The organism is Pedobacter sp. UYP30 (assembly GCF_040547165.1).
Taxonomy (GTDB): Bacteria; Bacteroidota; Bacteroidia; order Sphingobacteriales; family Sphingobacteriaceae; genus Pedobacter.
Map to the genome: position 1 here is coordinate 76,876 of NZ_JBEPPD010000009.1, position 16,167 is coordinate 93,042.

Here is a 16,167-nt window from a genome sequence, read left to right on the forward strand (position 1 = left end):
TTAATGAAAACAACTTTAAAAAATAATCTGCGCTTAGGGCTTGGGCTTTCCTTAATCATTCTTTTTATAAGTTCTTTGGCTTCGTACATCAGCATCAGCAATCTGATCAAAAGTACCGATCTGGTAAAGCATAGCGATGAAGTGATATTGGATATTCAGCACTCGCTCGCCAAAATGATAGATGCAGAAACTGCACAACGTGGTTACCTTCTAAATGGAAACAAAGTATTTTTACAACCCTACATTGGAGCCAGAGACAGCATAAATTTAATTTTAGCTAAAGTTGCGCACGACACCAAAGAAAACCCCGTTCAGCGCAATTACGTCGGGGCAATTAAATCTGTTTTTAATAAGCGATTAGATGTTCTTAAAATAGCTATTGATTTAAAGGCTGCCGGAAAAAAGATAGACGAAGCCACCCTTTTACAAGGGAAAGAATACATGGATGAGGGCAGGCAGTTAGTGGCCAAAATGAGCGCAGAAGAGAGACGCCTGTTAGACGTAAGGACTTTAGAGTTAAATAAGCTAACAACCTACACCCCGATCCTAATTGTTATCGCTTCGCTTTTAGCGATCATCATTACATTGTTTTTTTATCGTAGGGTATCGGTTGATTTTGACGATAGAGTTAGGTTACTTGGAGAAATTGAAGGTCAAAAGTCAGAAATGGAGAATCGCCTAATTGCCATTAAAGACATCGCCTACCAAATATCAAAAGGAGATTATGAGATGAGTTTGGACAGCCGAACCCAAGATGATATTGGCGAGCTTTCTGGTTCTCTAAATAAGATGGCTAAAGCACTTAAACTTTCTTTTAATACCCTAACAGAAAAGGAATGGATGCAGGCTGGAGTGGCAGGGTTAAATGTGAGAATGGTTGGAGAAAAAAATGTTTTCGACCTAGCAGAAGATATTATTCATTTTTTGGCTACCTATACAAACGCTCAAATTGGTGTTTTGTATGTTTTTAAAGGAGACGGCTTGTTGCATTTAAAAGGGCAATATGCCGCTTTGTCTAAAAAACTTCCAGAAACCTTAGAAATTGGAGAGGGTTTAGTTGGTCAGGCGGTAAAAACAGGCGAGGTAATTTTGGTAAAAGATGTTCCACAGAATGAGTTTACCATCAGCTACTCTACAGGAGCAATTAGACCCGCAGAAATTATTGTTGTTCCGATTATAAGAAATGAAATTTCGGTGGGCGGCATCCAGCTTGGAACCACAGGCTCTTTCACTAGCATGGAGGTAGAGCTTTTAAAATCTGTAATGTCTGATGTTGGCACCGCACTTATTGGCGCTCAAAACAGGCAACATTTACAGTCTCTGCTAGAGGAAACCCAAGCGCAAGCGGAAGAGTTGCAAGTGCAGCATGGCGAGCTAGAAGGAATGAATGCCGAATTGGAGGCTCAAACGCAAAAACTTCAGGCATCAGAAGAGGAGTTGAAAGTGCAGCAAGAGGAATTGTTGCAGGCCAATCAAGAATTAGAAGAACGCTCAAGTCTTTTGGAAGAAAGAAATGAAATGATTAATGAGCGCAATATAGAAATTCAACATAAAGCAGAGGCATTAGAGGTAAGTACCAAGTATAAATCTGAGTTTATGGCAAACATGTCGCACGAGTTGCGCACGCCATTAAATTCTATCCTTTTGTTGTCCAGACTAATGTCTGAAAGTGAACAGATGGATAAGGAACATCAAGAGTTTGCCTCTGTAATCCAAAGTTCCGGTCAGGGGCTGTTAAGTTTAATAGATGAGATTTTAGATCTGTCGAAAATAGAAGCAGGCAAAATGGAGCTAGAAAAAGCAGATATCGCAATAGCAGAAATTGTTACCACGATGCGCGCTTTGTTTAAGCCAGTAGCCACCGAAAAGAAATTAGAATTCTTGATAGAAACCGGACCAGACGTTCCGAAAATGTTTAACAGCGACAGAATGCGGTTAGAACAGATTTTGAAAAATCTACTATCTAACGCAATTAAGTTCACGTCGAAGGGTTCTGTAAAACTTAAACTAGAAAAAAACCACGAGTTAAATGCCATGGTATTTACCGTATCCGATACAGGATTGGGCATTCCTGAAGAGAAGCAGGGCTTAATTTTCGAAGCTTTCCAACAAGCAGATGGCTCTACAAGGAGAAGGTTTGGCGGCACTGGGCTCGGACTTTCTATAAGCAGAGAACTTGCAAGACTTTTAGGTGGCTACATTGAATTGAGTAGCGAAGAGAATAACGGAAGTAACTTTAGCTTAATCCTCCCATTAGCCGACCATGTTGTTTTGGATAACAAAAAAGTAGCAACAGAAGAAATAAAGAAAGAGGTTGCCGAGCCAACGGTAAAACATTTAACCATAAGCACAATTCCACAAGACGTAGATGATGATAGAGACACCATTACAACAGATGATAAGGTTATTCTAATTGTTGAAGACGATACTGCTTTTGCAAAAACCCTATTAAAATTTGCTCGAGATAAAAATTACAAAGGTTTGGTTGCCGTTCGTGGCGATGTAGGAATAGAACTCGCCCAAACCTTTTTGCCAAAGGCAATTCTCTTAGATATTCAGCTGCCTATAAAAGATGGATGGCAAGTTATGGAAGAGTTGAAAGCCGATCCAAAAACACGCCCGATACCGGTGCACATTATGTCTTCTTTACATGTAAGAAGAGAAAGTTTGCTAAAAGGTGCCGTAGAATTTATTAATAAGCCCTTTGCCTTTGAGCACATGCAAGAAATTTTTAGCAAGTTAGAAAATGCATTAAGTGGAGCAGCCAAAAAGGTATTGATTGTAGAGGAAAACGAACAACATGCAAAAGCACTAAGCTATTATTTGAGCAACTTTAACATTCAGACTGAGTTGGTTAAAGATGTGCAAGAAAGTGTTAAAGCGCTGGGTAAACCCGATGTTAATTGCGTTATTTTAGACATGGGCGTGCCAGATAGGCTCGCTTATGAAATGTTGGAGGTAATCAAAAAAAATCCTGGGTTAGAGAATTTGCCAATCATTATATTTACGGGCAAGAATTTATCAAAGGGAGAAGAGAAAAGGATAAAGCAGTATGCAGACTCCATTGTTGTTAAAACCGCCCATTCTTACCAACGCATATTAGATGAGGCTGGTCTTTTTCTGCACCTTGTAGAAGAAAGAGGCAACGACAAAGTAGTTAAGTCTAAGAGATTTGGAGAATTGCAAGATGTTTTGACGGGTAAAACAGTTTTGATTGCGGATGACGATGTGAGGAATATTTTTTCTCTCTCTAAAATGCTCGAACAACATAAAATGCATGTACTTACCGCAATTGACGGGAAAGAGGCGCTTAAGCTATTAGAAGAAAATGTTGGAAAAGTAGATGTGGTATTAATGGATATGATGATGCCAGAAATGGACGGATACGAAACCACCAAGAAAATAAGAGAAAATCTAATGTATAAAAACTTACCCATTTTGGCCGTAACCGCAAAAGCCATGATGGGCGATAGAGAAAAATGCATTGCTGCAGGCGCTTCAGACTACATTAGCAAACCTGTAGATATGGACCAACTCAGTTCCCTTTTAAGGGTTTGGTTATACGAAAATCGTCCAAATATTAAACATTCTTAAACAAGTATGCCCAACAAACTCATTCTGATAATAGATGATGACCCCAGAAACATTTTTGCCCTAAAAGCTGTTCTTCAAGCAAAGGGTTTTTTATGTGTTTCTGCTTTGAGTGCGAGGGAAGGTTTCTCTTGCATTGCGCAAAATCCATCAGTAAAATTAGTGTTAATGGATATGATGATGCCAGAAATGGATGGTTATGAGGCCATTGCATTTATGAAGCGAAGTGCAGATATGCAAGATTTACCTGTTATTGCCGTAACCGCGCAGGCTATGGTTGGCGATAGAGAACGGTGTCTGCTAGCGGGCGCTTCTGGCTATTTGTCTAAACCCGTTAACGTAGATAATCTATTGATAGAAATTAAAAAATATTTAGGTTAAGTGATTGTAGAAGATGCCATTGATAATGAACATGTAAAAACATTATTAAATGATGTATTGGAAAATTATGGATATGATTTCTCTGGATACTCTCATGCATCTATAAAACGAAGAATAGCTCGGCTTTATTCTTTAGATAATTTTGTAAGTTTTGCAGAATTTAGATACACGATTAGATCTGATAAAGGGTATTTTAAGAGGTTTTTAGAGGAAATAACGGTAAATGTTACCGAAATGTTTCGGGATCCTGCTTTCTACAAATTGCTAAGAGAAGAGGTGTTGCCCACTCTTGGTACCTATCCTTTTATTAGAATTTGGGTGGCAGGCTGCTCTACCGGCGAAGAAGCTTATTCGCTTGCCATTGTTTTAAATGAATTAAATCTGCTCAAAAAATCTATCATTTACGCAACAGATATAAATCCCGCAGTGCTAGAAAGCGCGAAAGCGGCCATTTTCCCGCTTAAATACATCAAATCTTATTCAGAGAACTACCGCGAAGCCGGCGGACAGCGAGATTTTTCTAGCTATTATACAGCAAACTATTCGCTCGCAAAATTTGATCAGACCTTGGGCGAAAAAATGATTTTTTCTACACACAACTTGGTTTCAGATTATTCTTTTAACGAGTTTCAACTTATTCTCTGTAGAAATGTACTTATTTATTTTGATAAAGAACTTCAGCACAAAGTGTTTAATTTGTTCGATAATAGTTTGGAAAAATTAGGGTATCTTGCTTTGGGAAGTAAAGAGAGTTTAGATTTTTGGGAGAAGAGAAAGCATTATAATAGGATTAGTAAAGAAAAAATATGGCGCAAACTGTAGATACAACAAGTTGTAAAGCTATGGTTATTGGCGGCTCTGCCGGCAGTTTAAATGTACTACTTGAAGTGCTGCCACTGTTAAAAGCCGATATCGATTTCCCAATCCTTATTGTTGTGCACAGAAAACCTGGAAGCGAATCTATGCTGGTAGAGCTTTTGCAAAGCCGCACTTTGCTCTCAGTTAAAGAAGTAGAAGAAAAAAATTTTTTAAAAGGGGGCATCATTTATCTTGCCCCAGCAAACTACCATGTATTGATAGAAGAAGATAAAAGTTTTTCATTAGACTATTCTGAAAAAGTAAATTATTCACGCCCATCTATCGATGTTGCTTTTCAATCGGCAGCAGAAGTATATAAAGAAAAATTGGTCGGCATTTTACTTTCTGGATCTAACGCTGATGGAACGGAAGGATTAAAAAGAGTGGGCAAACTAGGTGGGACCGTGGTTATACAAAACCCAGATACCGCCATTATGCCCTATATGCCAGAAATTGCTATAAGCACTGTAAACCAGAGCTTAGTTATAGATGCAGATAAAATGGCTGATTACATAAACCTATTAAATAGATAATTTCTTCAAGCTTGAAAAGATAACGTATGGAAACTAAAAAAAGAGTCTTGGTTTTTGATGATGATAAAGATATTTTAGAAATCTGTACATACATTTTAGAAGAAGCCGGTTACGAAATTAAGACATCAGAAAATGCAAGAAATATAGAAGAGCAGGTTGGTTCTTTTATGCCCAACCTTATTTTTATGGATAACTGGTTGCCAGATTTAGGCGGCATTACCGCAACCCAAACCTTAAAAAACAACCCAACTTTAAAGAATATTCCTGTAATTTACTTTTCTGCCAATACCGATATCGAAAAGCTGGCCAATCAAGCTGGCGCAGACAGTTATCTGGCAAAACCTTTTGATATTACAGATTTAGAAGAAATCGTAAAAACTCATTTGATTTAGCTAGTAGGCGGTGAGCTGTATAAAAGTTAAGCAAAACTCATCTAAGCTAGAGCGTTTAAAGATAAAACATAAGAATGGGGCAGACAATCCCAACTTGTCGGCACTTTCCGGGCTTGGTAAGGCTTTTTCTTGATATTGGCTCCCTCTGCTGGGCTTCCCGCACGAGCGGGATCTTACTCACCAGCGCCCCGTTGCTGAAAGCCCCGCCTATGCAGGAAATTGATCTCGACTGGTCGGGACCCTAACCAGCTGAGCTAAAATCCCTGTCAAAGGTTCCGCTGCGATAATCCTTTCTAATAGCTTCTGGCTTTTTTGCTTCTTGATAAATCTTTCAATTCTTATCGCTTCGGCTTCTCTCTCACCACATGAAAAAACTGCTTTTAATATCCATGGGCGGTGTTTCGAGGTGTAAGTCGACATCTCTGAGTTGTTATGCTCCGTTAAACGCCTAACTGGGTTGTTTGTGTGCCCCACATAATACAAGGCAGAAGAAACTGAATACAAAATATATAGGTAGTACATATAGAATGCTTTTAAAAGCAATCCCGCACGTGCGGGATTGCCGGGCATGGTAAGGCTGTTTCTTAAAACCAAGAAAGCCTTACCGGGCATGGTAAGGCTTTATCTTGATATTGGCTCCCTCTGCTGGGCTCGAACCAGCGACCCTCTGATTAACAGTCAGATGCTCTAACCAGCTGAGCTAAGAAGGAGTGTTTATATTTTCAATCAATTATAAGCTCAAAATCCTTTGAACTTCCTTTTATTCCTCTGATTAATCCCGCACGTGCGGGACTCTAACCAGCTGAGCTAAGAAGGAGTGTTTAAGTGTTACCAACATTTCTGCAGATAATCTTTCCCAAAAACCATAATCAGTAAAGCAAAAGCTGCGTGTTATGTCCTTGTTTTTGGGAATGCAATATTAGGGCTTTTAAATTATTTATGCAATATTTGCGAAGAAATTTTTTTAAATATTTTTAGTAACTTATATATGAGCTTGATAATCATTGGTAGTGTGGCGTTCGATGCGATTGAAACCCCTTTTGGAAAAACAGATAAAATTGTGGGTGGGGCGGCTACTTACGCTAGTTTAGCTGCTTCTTACCTCAATAAAAGCACCAAAATCGTTGCCGTAGTGGGCGATGATTTTCCGCAAAGTGATATAGAAACATTTACAAAGCACGGAATCGATACCGAGGGATTGCAGATAAAAGAAGGCGAAAAGTCTTTTTTCTGGAGCGGAAAATACCGAAATGACATGAATAGCCGAGATACTTTGGTTACCGAACTGAACGTTTTGGAAAACTTTGATCCAATTATTCCAGAGAGCTACCAAGATTGCGAATACCTTTTATTGGGAAACCTTACTCCGCAGGTGCAACAAACTGTAATTAAGCGCTTAAAGAAAAGGCCAAAGCTAATTGTAATGGATACCATGAATTTTTGGATGGACATTATGATGGATGATTTGCTGGAAACCATTAAAATGGTAGATGTATTAACCATCAACGATGAGGAAGCGAGACAGTTGTCTGGAGAATATTCTTTGGTAAAGGCGGCAAAGAAAATCCTTGCCATGGGTCCAAAATATCTCATTATTAAAAAAGGCGAACACGGTGCGCTGCTCTTTAGCGGAGACGAGGTGTTTTCTGCACCTGCGTTGCCATTGGCCGAAGTATTTGACCCAACCGGTGCAGGAGACACTTTTGCAGGTGGATTTATCGGTTATATGGCAAAAGTTGAAACGATAGATTTTACAAGTATGAAAAATGCCATTATTTATGGCTCTGCCCTTGCATCTTTCTGCGTGGAAAAATTTGGAGCAGAAAGACTAATAAATTTGACCGACGAAGAAATTTCGGGAAGAATTGCTCAGTTTGTTAGGTTAAGCGCTTTCGATATAGCGCTGTAAAAGAGCATCGGGGAGATTTTAATTTCCCCGATGTTTGCACTAAAGTTTTCCAATCACCTTAAATTTTTCAAAAACTTCTTGGGTGTGTGGGGCATCTGCCAGCTCATCAGTTAAATCTTGGCCTGCCCAATGTTCGTAATGGTTTCCATCTCGCCACAGCCTGCTTTTGGTAACATCATAAATTAGCCCTTGGTAAGCCACCCAAATTTGTGGTTTGTCTTGTCCGTTTCTTAAAGCCAATTGTTGCAGGGTATAGCGTTGCAAATCCATTAATTTTTGGCTCGGCTTTTAAAAACTTCGTACAGGTAAATGTTCATCAGCAATAGCCCCATTAAATAAAAATGGTCTTCGAAAGGAATGCTTCCAAGCCTAATCCCAGTATTTTCTGCGTTGTTGTAAATTACAACTGGGATGGCTGTTAAAAATCCGTTAACCACGTAAAAAGGGATGAGTGCAATTAAGTACGCCCTATAGAATTTATACATAAATCTAAATTTATGATTTAAATATTCTACGTACCCCAACACCAGCAATAAGAAGCCGAAATTAATAACGGTGTACCAACGGTTGTATCCAAAAAATAAAAAAGCAATGCATAAGCCAAGTAGTAAATTGCTCAGAGCCAAGCTGTATTTTTGAAGATGATTTGCCGGAAAATAAGTATTTAAACATTGATAAATAAAGATGCAGGCGTAAGGAACCGTTAAAAAAAACATAATCTCTTCTAGCGGAAGCCCAAAAAATTTAATTCCGATGATGTAACCTGGATTAAAAGACCAAACATTCAGTTTCACAAAAAGTAAATCCCAGATTAAAAAGACAACTCCGGTAATTAAGATGGCGGGCAGTACAAATTTCCATTTGCTAACAAAATGCACTTTCTTATCGAACGAAAGTACGAGTGGAAAAAAAATAACCCCCAAATTGATAAGCAGATAAGTAAAGTTCATCTAGATAAATTTCTTTAAAATGTTAACTTCGTCAGCTGTACAGCGCTTGCTCTCAATCATAAACACGGCTATGTTTTTAATCAGTTTGTCACTTGCCGATTTAAAGTTTTCGTTTTGATAGTGCTTTAATATTTCTTTTCTGTCTCCCTCTAAATTTTTTCCAAAACCTAAAAAAGCTGGCGTATTGTATTCTATAGAAAAACGAATAAACCTAATCTCTAGATTGTTCTTGTCCATTTTAACAGCCTTTGCCAAGGTTTTTAACGAGCGACTGACATTGGTAACTTTGTTGTAAGGATTCCATGCGTGTTTGGCTTTCAAAGCTTGTAAGGCGCCAACATAGGCAACAATTAAGGGTGTTTTAAGCTTCAGCCCATTCAATCTATCATACAACGAATCGGTGATTTTGCCGCTTTCTACTGCCCTTACCAAATCAATCTTTACTTGCTCAATTTGCTTATCAGATAGCTGTGCCGATGCTCCGTTACAGACTAAAAGGAAAAGAAAAGCGGACAATATTATCTTTCGCATGTTAGCGCAAATATAAAGAAACAATCTAAATTGCTTCCGTATGTGAAACTAACTTTCTTGGGTTAGCAACGCAACTCTGTTTGGATTCGTCTTTTTTCAACGTTGCGTTTTATATGATTTTAGAAAGTTAAAAATGACACCCTGCTTAAACTAATTCACTATGAAACTTTTACCTTCGATTATCCGTTAATACAACACATGAGAGGTTTTCATTTTTCAGATTATGTACCCAGTAACGCCCCGAAAGGAGGTTTCGACGAACTGCTTAAATTGTTCAGCGAGCTGCTTAATTATACCGCTGGCGATGCAGGCGAAGCTTTAAGCTGGTTAAATGAGTTAGATAAACAGTATAAAATTACCAATAACGATTATGGGATAGGTAATTTTATAGACGATTTGAAAGATAAGGGCTATTTGAGTGAGGACAATAAGACTGGCCAAATAAAAATTACCGCCAAAACCGAGCAAACCATTAGAAGATCTGCACTCGAAGAAATTTTCGGGAAACTTAAAAAAAGTGGTAGAGGCAATCACAACAGCAATCAAAGTGGTATTGGCGAAGAAAAGAATGCCGATAGAAGAGAATATAATTTTGGCGATAGCTTGGATCAGATAGACATGACTGCTTCTATCCACAACGCCCAAATTAACCATGGCATTGGTAATTTTACGCTTACAGAACGGGATTTAGAGGTAGAGGAAAAGGATTTTAAAACGCTAACTTCTACCGTATTGATGATTGATATTTCTCACTCTATGATTTTGTATGGCGAAGATAGGATTACTCCAGCCAAAAAGGTAGCAATGGCTTTAGCAGAGCTGATAAAAACCAAATACCCGAAAGATACCCTAGACATTGTTGTTTTTGGCAACGATGCTTGGCCGATTTCTGTAAAAGACCTGCCTTATTTGCAGGTTGGACCGTACCACACAAATACTTATGCTGGTTTAGAGTTGGCTACAGATTTATTACGAAGGAGAAAAACCCATAACAAACAAATTTTTATGATTACCGATGGCAAGCCTACTTGTTTAAAAGAGGGTGGCAAGTATTATAAAAATAGCATGGGTTTAGATAGAAAGGTAATTAACAAAACCTTAAACATGGCTGCTCAATGCAAAAGGTTAAAAATTCCAATCACCACATTTATGATTGCTAAAGACCCATATCTACAGCAATTTGTAAGGCAGTTTACCGAGATTAATGGCGGCCGAGCATTTTACAGCTCGTTAACAGGTTTGGGAGAATATATATTTGAGGATTACATAAAAAATAGAAGAAGAACAGTTAAATAGATAAAAGAACAAAGAGCAAGGAACAAAGATAAAACGCCTTAAACAGGTTGTGCATAGTTACTAACACAACGCATCTTTAATCTTTGTTCCTTATTCCTTACTCCTAAAACACACATGCAAAACACCACATTAGGCCAATTAAAAAGTACTGGCTACCAGACTAGATCGGTAAAAGAAGAGCTTAGAGAAAATTTGATTAGCGTTTTAAAAGATAAAAAAGCAGAATTTCAAGGCATTATTGGGTATGACGAAACCGTTATTCCCGAGCTGCAAACTGCTATTTTATCTCGGCATAACATCTTGCTTCTGGGTTTACGCGGACAAGCAAAAACGCGTATTGCAAGATTAATGGTTAACTTGTTAGATGAATATGTGCCATATATTGTTGGTAGCGAAATTTTTGATGATCCTTTGAATCCAATTTCTTGGTTTGCAAAAAATGAAATAGCTACCAAAGGTGATGATACAGAAATTGCTTGGTTGCACCGCAGCGAGCGCTACACAGAAAAGTTGGCCACGCCAGATGTTACCGTTGCAGATTTAATTGGCGATGTAGACCCGATCAAAGCCGCCACATTAAAACTTACCTATAACGACGAACGGGTTATTCATTTTGGGTTGATACCGAGGGCACACAGAGGCATTTTTGTAATTAACGAACTGCCCGACTTGCAAGCCAGAATCCAAGTGGCGCTCTTTAATATGCTGCAAGAAAAAGACATTCAAATTCGTGGGTTTAAATTGCGTTTGCCGCTAGATATACAATTTGTTTTTACCGCAAATCCAGAAGATTATACCAATCGTGGAAGTATAGTAACCCCGCTTAAAGACCGGATTGAGAGCCAAATTCTTACCCATTACCCAAAAAGTGTAGAAATTTCTAGAAAAATTACTTTTCAGGAGGCTAGATTATCTGCCGATCAAAAAGCCAAAATAGAGGCAGATGGATTGATAAAAGATTTGATAGAACAAATTGCTTTCGAAGCGAGAAAGAGCGAATTTATCGACCAAAAATCTGGAGTTTCTGCACGGTTGACTATTTCTGCTTATGAAAATTTGATCAGTACCGCAGAGCGAAGAATGCTTATTGCAGGAGAAAAAAGCACTTTCGTTCGAATGGCAGACTTAGCAGGGATTATCCCTGCCATAACCGGGAAAATAGAATTGGTGTATGAAGGTGAGCTGGAAGGACCCGCACACGTGGCCTCTATCTTAATAGGCAAATCGATTAAGAGCATGTTTACACGCTTTTTCCCAGATCCCGAGAAGGCTAAGAAAAGCAAAACCGCCAACCCATACAACGAAATTACAGAATGGTTTACAGAAGGCAACAGCCTAGATCTGACGGATTCGCTGACCAACACACAATACAAAAAGGCTTTGATGGAAGTGCCTCATTTATATGATTTGGTAAAGAAGTTTCATCCAAAGTTGAGCGAAAACCAAACGTTGCTTTTAATGGAATTTGTATTGCACGGATTGGCAGAATACTCTCAATTAAATAAGAATTATGTAAGTGGTGGTTTCGGCTTTAGCGATATGTTTGGAAGTTTATTTAATGCAGAATTCAATAGCGAAGAAGACGAGGACGATTTTAGATAACTTATAACGATACTTTTTTAATGGGCTGAAACAAAATTCTGCCCATCTTTGTCCAACGAAAAACATTAACATGGGCCGATTACCCCTTATCATAGCTGCTTGTATTTTTATAACCGCTTTCGATTTTTACTTTTTTACCGCCATTATATCCGTTTTCAAAAAATGGAAACCACTTACCAAAACTATTTTTTCCATCGCATATTGGCTGTATAGTGCGCTGCTAATTATCGGTGTATTTTGTGGTATTTACCTTAATTTATTTTTAACGCTCAGGGCAATTGTTCTGGTTGCGTTCTTTTTAACGGTTGCTTGTAAGTTTGTTATGTTGCCTTTTCTCGTTGTTGATGACATTAGGAGAGGATGGATAAAATTACAGAGACGCCTTAGTAAAAAAAGCGTTCAAGAGGAATCGGAAATCAAATCACCATCGGCAATTGCAGAGCCTATATCGCGCTCATCGTTTTTGGGAAAGGCTGGGTTAATTACCGCGGCTGTGCCTCTTACATCCCTAAGTTGGGGGGTTATTTCTGGCGCTTATGATTATACAATCAGAAGAGTAGACCTTGTGTTGCCAAACCTGCCGGCTGCTTTTGATGGGATTACATTGGGTCAAATATCAGACATACACTCAGGCAGCTTTTATAACAAAACAGCGGTGAGAGGCGGCATAGAAATGCTGATGAAAGAAAAACCCGATTTCATTTTCTTTACGGGAGATTTGGTAAATAACTTAACAAAGGAAGTGCGCGATTATCAAGAAATGTTTTCAAAAGTAAAAGCTCCGTTGGGTGTTTTTTCTAGTTTGGGCAACCACGATTATGGCGATTATTATTACGGAGCTCAATCTTCTCCCGCAAAGGTAAAAAACCTGCAAGATATGGTTACCGTGCACAAGCAAATGGGCTATGAATTGCTGCGGAACGAAAACAGACGGCTAAAGGTAAATGGGGAAGAAATTGGCATTTTAGGCGTAGAGAATTGGGGAATGGGCCGTTTTCCGAAATATGGAAGGATGGAACCAACGGTTAAAAACACCGACGATTTGCCGGTTAAGTTGTTGTTAAGTCATGATCCGTCTCACTGGCGCGCACAAATTTTACCTCAATACCCGCAAATAGATGCCATGTTTAGCGGACATACCCACGGCATGCAGTTTGGTCTGCGGTTTAAAGAAATTCAATGGAGCCCAATCCAGTATATTTACAAAGAATGGGCTGGGCTGTATAAAGAGAAGCACCAACAGCTATACGTAAACGTAGGTTATGGTTTTCTTGGTTATCCGGGCAGGGTAGGGATTGTACCAGAAATAACAATTTTTACCTTAAAGCGGGCTTAAACTACAAAAAGCCGACTTAAATTTAGCAAGAACAATTGCGGTGGGCGCAATACTAACATCGTAATTATTTGGGCGCTTTTACCAGCTTTCCGCTGTATCTTTCTTTGGTGAAAAACCAAAAAAAGGATGCCGCTGCAATCTGGAGCGCTAGCAAGATGCCAAACAAGAAATGCTTTGAGTTACGGTATAGGCGCTCTATTCTAACTTTAAAGAGATTGCTTTACCGAAGAAGTCGGTAAAGGCAATGCCTCGTATACGACCGGTTTGGGTAATTTACGCCTTCTACCTTCCGGCCTTCAACCTTTCTTCGCTTTAGTCTTTCAGCCTTGGTCTCAACCTCAGCCTTCTCTAAGAACCCGCATCAAATTTATAACCAACGCCACGCACGGTTTGCAATAAATGCGGACTATCGGGGTTGTGTTCTATCTTTTTTCTAAGCCTAACAATGTGCATGTCTAACGTTCTGGTATTTACGTCAGAGTTGTAACCCCAAACCGCCAACATCAACTCATCTCTGCTAACCACTTTACCTGCATTACGTAAAAAATAAAGCAGAATCCTGTTTTCCAAAATGGTCAACTCTATCTTCTTGCCATTTTTAACCAAAGAGTGGATGTTTGGATGATGCTCCATATTCCCAAAGCGATGAATTTCGGTTACATCTTTGTTTACTACAAACTTTACCTTACTATCTAACATCGCCACCAAAACGCCCATGCTAAATGGTTTGGTTAAATAATCAGAGGCGCCAAAATTAAATGCATCAATTTTATCTACATCTTGGGCTTTTGCGGTAAGCATAATAATTAAATTTTCGAAACCTTTGCTTCTAACGCTTTCACAAACTTGGGCGCCCTGCTTACCGGGCAACATCCAATCTAACAACACAATGTCTGGTTGTTCTTCTAAAATAATGCGCTCTCCTTCTTCACCATCTTTTGCTTCTAAAACTAGGTAACCTTCTGTTTTTAAACGATGTGAAATTAAAAACCTTAAATTTTCATCGTCTTCAACAATTAGTACTTTAACTTCTTTTGTCATTGTTATTTGCTTTGTAGATCTTTTTGTAAACTCCAGTACTGTTTTCTAATTTACTTAGAATTATGCTAATAAATTAGCGGGTATATGGCAGCATAATCTTAAACTCTGTACCAACGCCCAGTTTGCTTTCAACTGTTATATCGCCTTGCATAAAATTTGCCAATTCTTTGCAAAACGCTAATCCAAGCCCAACACTTCCGGTTTGGTTGTATTCATTATGCACCCTAAAAAATTTTTTGAACACGTTTTGTAGTTCGCTTCGCGGGATACCTATTCCTCTGTCTCTAAAATAAAATATTAACAAACCTTTTTCTAAAACGGCGCTAATGTGCAGTTTTTTTTGCCCGGGCTTAGAATATTTGTATGCGTTTTCTACCAAATTATCGAAGAGGCTGCCTAGTAACACAGGATCTGTAATAAAGGTTTTAAAACCAACAACTTCATACTCAATTTCAAAATCGGCATGTTTTAGCTGATGCGCCTCTATGGTATCTTCTATAAAATCTTGTATGTTAACCTCGTCTTTATTAAGCCTAATAGATCGATTTTCTACTTGTGTAAAAGCCAATAACTTGTTAATTAGGCCGTTTAATTTATCTGCCTCTTCGTCTAAAATTTTTCCATAATGGCTAAGCTCCGAAGGAGTAAGCGAAGAACCGCTCTTAATATTGTTGCCTGCGATTTTTATTACACTAACTGGTGTTTTAAACTCGTGCGTTAAGTTGTTGACAAAATCATACTGCAGCTCGAATATTTTACTGTTTATGTGCAAGTTTCTATAAATTAAAAACGCAACAAGTAGCAGTACTCCATAAATAAGCAGCAGCACAATGGCTATAGGCAAGAAGTAAATTAAAACATCGTTTTTGATATGGGACTTGGAGGACGTGAAATAAAGCTTAAAATTAGAGAAAGCACCTGGCAAAGCAATCTCTGTATTGATGTTGGTTTCTAAATTGCTTATCGGGTCGTAGGTAATAGGAACAACTTTTACGGTTTCATATAGTTTTTTCCGAGTATTGATTATGTTGAGCAAATAGGGGTCTAGCTGAAATACCATCATATCTTGTTGGTAGATTGGAGATGGGTTCAGTTTTTTCCTGATCATCTTCTTGTAAACCTTAAGGTCTTCTAACCTCGGAATGTTTAGGTAGGTGATACGCGCGTCGTTTGGAGATATGAGTGAAAAATTGGTGAATAGATCTTCTTGGCTGGGCACTAACGAGGTATCTAATTGATCTACAAAAGTGACCAGTTTATACGCCATAAGGTTAAAATCATCGCCTATTTTAAACCTCCGAGTATTATCCAGCGAAAACAATTTAATAGAATCTGCCTTAACATTTTTATAAAACTGATAAATGGATTTTGGTCCAATGGAAAGTTTTTCTACATTCATTCCATCTTTTACCGGTGTGTTTTTTACTTCTGTATCGTAAAAAACCACTTTAGAAACAAAAGGATATTTCTTTAGCACGCCACCTACAAATTTTGCTGCAGTTGCAGAGTCTAGAAAACCGTTATAGTAAGAAATTTCTGGTAGCTTATTCTGAAAAAAATCGTTGTAAGGTTTTAGGCTTTCTTCGAGCACATTTATCTTTTCTGAGGCGAAATCATTCTCAATAGATTTTTTGCTGTATTTAAGAGCCAAAAACAACGAAACAATAAAAGCTATAGAAATTAAGACAAAGAAAATAATACCCAGTCTTAAGCTGTTCCGGTATCCGTTTTTCCCTTTTTCGGCCAT

General features: G+C 38.4%; 15 protein-coding genes and 1 tRNA gene. 9 read left to right on the plus strand and 7 right to left on the minus strand.

What is annotated here, in order from left to right; translation table 11 throughout:
- The first annotated feature begins 3 nt into the window (after positions 1 to 3).
- The 5 genes from ABIB40_RS11725 to ABIB40_RS11745 are packed head-to-tail and all read left to right on the plus strand — an operon-like array spanning position 4 to position 5,755.
- Positions 4 to 3,594, plus strand: a complete 3,591-nt coding sequence (locus ABIB40_RS11725; RefSeq protein WP_354359246.1) for a response regulator — start codon at positions 4 to 6, stop codon at positions 3,592 to 3,594.
- Positions 3,595 to 3,600: 6 nt separating this feature from the next.
- Positions 3,601 to 3,972: a response regulator gene (locus ABIB40_RS11730; protein WP_354359248.1), complete on the plus strand. Its 372-nt coding sequence runs from the start codon at positions 3,601 to 3,603 to the stop codon at positions 3,970 to 3,972.
- A complete protein-coding gene (locus ABIB40_RS11735) occupies positions 3,973 to 4,794 on the plus strand; it encodes a CheR family methyltransferase (RefSeq protein WP_354359249.1) in 822 nt (273 codons plus the stop codon). It begins immediately after the preceding gene.
- Entirely contained in the window at positions 4,779 to 5,363 is a 585-nt protein-coding gene (locus ABIB40_RS11740; protein WP_354359251.1) for a chemotaxis protein CheB, read from the plus strand. Before ABIB40_RS11735 ends, ABIB40_RS11740 begins: the two co-directional genes overlap by 16 nt.
- Positions 5,364 to 5,389: 26 nt before the next feature.
- The gene (locus ABIB40_RS11745; protein ID WP_354359253.1) at positions 5,390 to 5,755 is read left to right on the plus strand and encodes a response regulator; all 366 of its coding nucleotides are present in this window, start codon (positions 5,390 to 5,392) and stop codon (positions 5,753 to 5,755) included.
- A gap of 207 nt (positions 5,756 to 5,962) precedes the next feature.
- On the opposite strand, the gene ABIB40_RS11750 is transcribed toward ABIB40_RS11745, so the two are convergent.
- Both ABIB40_RS11750 and ABIB40_RS11755 read right to left on the minus strand, forming a co-directional pair.
- Positions 5,963 to 6,367: a GIY-YIG nuclease family protein gene (locus ABIB40_RS11750; RefSeq protein WP_354359255.1), complete on the minus strand. Its 405-nt coding sequence runs from the start codon at positions 6,365 to 6,367 to the stop codon at positions 5,963 to 5,965.
- 21 nt (positions 6,368 to 6,388) lie between these two features.
- Positions 6,389 to 6,465, minus strand: a tRNA-Asn gene (locus ABIB40_RS11755).
- A gap of 278 nt (positions 6,466 to 6,743) precedes the next feature.
- Between ABIB40_RS11755 and ABIB40_RS11760 the strand changes: the two genes are divergently transcribed.
- Positions 6,744 to 7,664: a PfkB family carbohydrate kinase gene (locus ABIB40_RS11760; RefSeq protein WP_354359257.1), complete on the plus strand. Its 921-nt coding sequence runs from the start codon at positions 6,744 to 6,746 to the stop codon at positions 7,662 to 7,664.
- Positions 7,665 to 7,703: 39 nt separating this feature from the next.
- Here the strand turns inward: ABIB40_RS11760 and ABIB40_RS11765 are convergent, their stop codons facing one another.
- From ABIB40_RS11765 to ABIB40_RS11775, 3 genes are read right to left on the minus strand one after another with little or no spacing between them, the layout of a single operon-like run.
- Positions 7,704 to 7,934, minus strand: a complete 231-nt coding sequence (locus ABIB40_RS11765; protein ID WP_354359259.1) for a cytochrome b5 domain-containing protein — start codon at positions 7,932 to 7,934, stop codon at positions 7,704 to 7,706.
- Positions 7,934 to 8,614: a lycopene cyclase domain-containing protein gene (locus ABIB40_RS11770; RefSeq protein ID WP_354359261.1), complete on the minus strand. Its 681-nt coding sequence runs from the start codon at positions 8,612 to 8,614 to the stop codon at positions 7,934 to 7,936. The genes ABIB40_RS11765 and ABIB40_RS11770 overlap by 1 nt, the downstream gene beginning before the upstream one ends.
- A complete protein-coding gene (locus ABIB40_RS11775; protein WP_354359263.1) occupies positions 8,615 to 9,145 on the minus strand; it encodes a hypothetical protein in 531 nt (176 codons plus the stop codon).
- A 198-nt stretch (positions 9,146 to 9,343) separates the two neighbouring features.
- Between ABIB40_RS11775 and ABIB40_RS11780 the strand changes: the two genes are divergently transcribed.
- From ABIB40_RS11780 to ABIB40_RS11790, 3 genes are all read left to right on the plus strand, one after another.
- Positions 9,344 to 10,441: a vWA domain-containing protein gene (locus ABIB40_RS11780; protein ID WP_354359265.1), complete on the plus strand. Its 1,098-nt coding sequence runs from the start codon at positions 9,344 to 9,346 to the stop codon at positions 10,439 to 10,441.
- Positions 10,442 to 10,555: 114 nt separating this feature from the next.
- Positions 10,556 to 12,043 (plus strand): sigma 54-interacting transcriptional regulator, encoded by a 1,488-nt coding sequence (locus ABIB40_RS11785; protein ID WP_354359267.1) that lies wholly within the window; start codon positions 10,556 to 10,558, stop codon positions 12,041 to 12,043.
- A 70-nt stretch (positions 12,044 to 12,113) separates the two neighbouring features.
- Positions 12,114 to 13,379, plus strand: coding sequence for a metallophosphoesterase (locus tag ABIB40_RS11790; protein WP_354359269.1), 1,266 nt, complete (start codon positions 12,114 to 12,116; stop codon positions 13,377 to 13,379).
- A gap of 348 nt (positions 13,380 to 13,727) precedes the next feature.
- Here the strand turns inward: ABIB40_RS11790 and ABIB40_RS11795 are convergent, their stop codons facing one another.
- Both ABIB40_RS11795 and ABIB40_RS11800 read right to left on the minus strand, forming a co-directional pair.
- The gene (locus ABIB40_RS11795) at positions 13,728 to 14,420 is read right to left on the minus strand and encodes a response regulator transcription factor (protein ID WP_354359271.1); all 693 of its coding nucleotides are present in this window, start codon (positions 14,418 to 14,420) and stop codon (positions 13,728 to 13,730) included.
- A gap of 73 nt (positions 14,421 to 14,493) precedes the next feature.
- Positions 14,494 to 16,167 (minus strand): sensor histidine kinase, encoded by a 1,674-nt coding sequence (locus tag ABIB40_RS11800; protein WP_354359273.1) that lies wholly within the window; start codon positions 16,165 to 16,167, stop codon positions 14,494 to 14,496.

Coding starts and splice junctions, on each gene's coding strand:
- ABIB40_RS11760 (WP_354359257.1), top strand. CDS start 6,744: ATGAGCTTGATAATCATTGGTAGTGTGGCGTTCGATGCGATTGAAACC.
- ABIB40_RS11725 (WP_354359246.1), top strand. CDS start 4: ATGAAAACAACTTTAAAAAATAATCTGCGCTTAGGGCTTGGGCTTTCC.
- ABIB40_RS11775 (WP_354359263.1), bottom strand. CDS start 9,145: ATGCGAAAGATAATATTGTCCGCTTTTCTTTTCCTTTTAGTCTGTAAC.
- ABIB40_RS11770 (WP_354359261.1), bottom strand. CDS start 8,614: ATGAACTTTACTTATCTGCTTATCAATTTGGGGGTTATTTTTTTTCCA.
- ABIB40_RS11800 (WP_354359273.1), bottom strand. CDS start 16,167: ATGGCCGAAAAAGGGAAAAACGGATACCGGAACAGCTTAAGACTGGGT.
- ABIB40_RS11745 (WP_354359253.1), top strand. CDS start 5,390: ATGGAAACTAAAAAAAGAGTCTTGGTTTTTGATGATGATAAAGATATT.
- ABIB40_RS11750 (WP_354359255.1), bottom strand. CDS start 6,367: ATGCCCGGTAAGGCTTTCTTGGTTTTAAGAAACAGCCTTACCATGCCC.
- ABIB40_RS11730 (WP_354359248.1), top strand. CDS start 3,601: ATGCCCAACAAACTCATTCTGATAATAGATGATGACCCCAGAAACATT.
- ABIB40_RS11785 (WP_354359267.1), top strand. CDS start 10,556: ATGCAAAACACCACATTAGGCCAATTAAAAAGTACTGGCTACCAGACT.
- ABIB40_RS11795 (WP_354359271.1), bottom strand. CDS start 14,420: ATGACAAAAGAAGTTAAAGTACTAATTGTTGAAGACGATGAAAATTTA.
- ABIB40_RS11765 (WP_354359259.1), bottom strand. CDS start 7,934: ATGGATTTGCAACGCTATACCCTGCAACAATTGGCTTTAAGAAACGGA.
- ABIB40_RS11740 (WP_354359251.1), top strand. CDS start 4,779: ATGGCGCAAACTGTAGATACAACAAGTTGTAAAGCTATGGTTATTGGC.
- ABIB40_RS11780 (WP_354359265.1), top strand. CDS start 9,344: ATGAGAGGTTTTCATTTTTCAGATTATGTACCCAGTAACGCCCCGAAA.
- ABIB40_RS11790 (WP_354359269.1), top strand. CDS start 12,114: ATGGGCCGATTACCCCTTATCATAGCTGCTTGTATTTTTATAACCGCT.